Genomic DNA, 2,190 nt, shown 5'->3' with positions numbered 1-2,190 from the left:
TATATTTCGTATTTATTTTTTGGACAAGTGGCTAACTTGTTCTTGTAATTTTCGGTAACCAAATAATCATGCTACTGGTAAATAAGTTATTTGATTTAGTTATTAAGTTTATGGATAACAGAATAAGTGGTAAGAGTAACGTATGAGATAAGTTATAAGCTTTCTCACCTGTCTTGGTGGAAATGAAAAATCCCAATGCAGTAATATCGGGAATTAAATATAGAATAGGTATCAACCCCCAATTTCCCATGTGGCTATAAACGATTAATAGAGTAATGGATAGTGAAGCGTATTCATAACGATAGATTTTCGTCATCAAGAACATCTCCTATGAATTTATTTAAAAATAAAATAACATGGGACCTAACAACCAAGTCAAATAAAGGAATTAGGCAGGAAAAAATATGAATACTTCAGAATTTACAAAATATAAGTTATTGCTTTTCGATATTAAAATAAAACATGAAAATCATAACTAAGGACTGTCATGAAAAAGTATCCTATTTAGGTAAAAAAACTACTAACCCTCAAAAATTTATAGGTTAGTAGTTTTTTGTAATATAAAGTACATTTTAAATGGATTAAGCAAAATACTTTTTAGCAAGAGTCTTGTAGATATCAATATATTGCAAATAGTCGTCTTCAAAGACAAATTCATTGATCTGATGGGCACTTTCATTACCAGGACCAGCAACGACGACATCTAAATCGTGGTTAGCTTGAACAAACTTAGAAGCATCAGTACCACCAGGTGCACCCACAGTCAAAATGTTGACACCGAGCACATCTTTATAGCTATCACGCACTAATTGAATGAAATCAGAATTGATATCAGTCTTAACAGGCCAATTACTGCTCTTCAATTGGAATTCGAGGTTCATACGTGGATTTTCTTGGTTCATTTTATCGATCATATCTTTTAATTCAGCAATGATCTTGTCATTACCGTATTCAGGAATAGTTCTGATCTTAACAGTCATTTCTGCATAGTCAGGAATAGTGTTTTCTTGTTTACCGGCATTCATGACAGTCACTGATGGTTTAGTTGTGCCAAGCACGTCATCTTCAGTAACTACTAAATTATTGAAGTATTCAGCTTGTTTATTATAGTAGGCAATTAAATTATCTAAGGCATTGATTCCCACTTCAGGCATTGAACTGTGAGCAGCTTTACCATGTGAAACAACTTTATATGTAACTGATCCTTTATGAGCACAAAAAGCTGCAATTCTAGTTTCAGGTTTGGCACCATTAGTTTCAACTAATCCGTTGTCGATCAATTGTTCCATAATAAGACGAGAGGAAGAATTACTTGGTTCACCAACGACAAGGGCACTTAAATCATCAGCATAACCTTCTTTAGCGAGTTTTTCAGAACCGATTTCCCCAACTTCTTCACCAACGGTTGCAATGAACTTGATATTTCCGTTAAAATTAGGATCATCGTTTAGTTCGATCAAAGCAATGGCAAGACCAGCTAAACCACTCTTCATATCAGAGGAACCACGACCAAAAATTTTACCATCAATATGTTTAGGATTGAATGGTCCATAATTCCATTTACTATCATCAACTGTTGCGACGACATCTTCATGACCAGTAAAGCCAAGGATAGGGCCATCATTATTTTTGATGGTTGCAATTAGATTATAACGATTATCGGCGTATTTATTTAATTCAACGTTGATACCATGTTTTTCAAATAAATCTTTGAGATAGTTAGCGACGATTTCTTCACGATCATTGACTGTCTCTAGTTTGATTAAGTCATCTAGAACACTGAGTCTTTGTGCTTTGTCCATTTTTAATCCTCCAAGATAATGTATAATGTTCTTAATAAATGTTTCACTTACTATTTTAGTATTCTTTATTTGAAAATAATAATAAAAGGGATGTATTAAATGAAATTATTAATGAAATTAGACCTTTGGTTGGGAATTTTGCTATTAGTCATCGCAGTATTGGGTTTTATCTTTAAATGGTTTAGCAATTCTAATTTGATTTCAGCAGCAGTAGCAGGGGCAGTATTACTTTTGATTGCGGCTACGTCTGATGTCGATAAAGTACAGAAATAAAAAGATCCCACTGTGGTAGCTTTGTATTGCTACTTCAGTGGGATTTATTTGTTTTTAAGAGGTAGATTGCAACAATTAATCGAATTTTTCGGACAAGTCACCAAAGAAGACTTGG

The 2,190-nt window shown here is 33.4% G+C and carries 3 protein-coding genes; 1 reads left to right on the top strand and 2 read right to left on the bottom strand.

Going from position 1 to position 2,190, the window contains the following annotated elements:
- Positions 1–31: 31 nt before the first annotated feature.
- Positions 32–316, bottom strand: a complete 285-nt coding sequence (locus FD33_RS08555) for a DUF4260 family protein (RefSeq protein WP_056955907.1) — start codon at positions 314–316, stop codon at positions 32–34.
- A gap of 265 nt (positions 317–581) precedes the next feature.
- On the bottom strand, positions 582–1,802 hold the full coding sequence (locus FD33_RS08550) for a M20/M25/M40 family metallo-hydrolase (RefSeq protein WP_025086405.1): 1,221 nt from the start codon (positions 1,800–1,802) through the stop codon (positions 582–584).
- A 99-nt stretch (positions 1,803–1,901) separates the two neighbouring features.
- Here FD33_RS08550 and FD33_RS12690 point away from each other — a divergent pair, with 99 nt between their 5' ends.
- Positions 1,902–2,075 carry a hypothetical protein gene (locus tag FD33_RS12690; RefSeq protein ID WP_156314057.1) on the top strand — a complete coding sequence of 58 codons (174 nt, stop codon included), beginning with the start codon at positions 1,902–1,904 and terminating at the stop codon, positions 2,073–2,075.
- Positions 2,076–2,190 lie beyond the last annotated feature (115 nt).

The organism is Companilactobacillus paralimentarius DSM 13238 = JCM 10415 (assembly GCF_001434985.1).
Taxonomy (GTDB): Bacteria; Bacillota; Bacilli; order Lactobacillales; family Lactobacillaceae; genus Companilactobacillus; species Companilactobacillus paralimentarius.
This window is presented reverse-complemented; position numbering and strand designations above follow the sequence as displayed.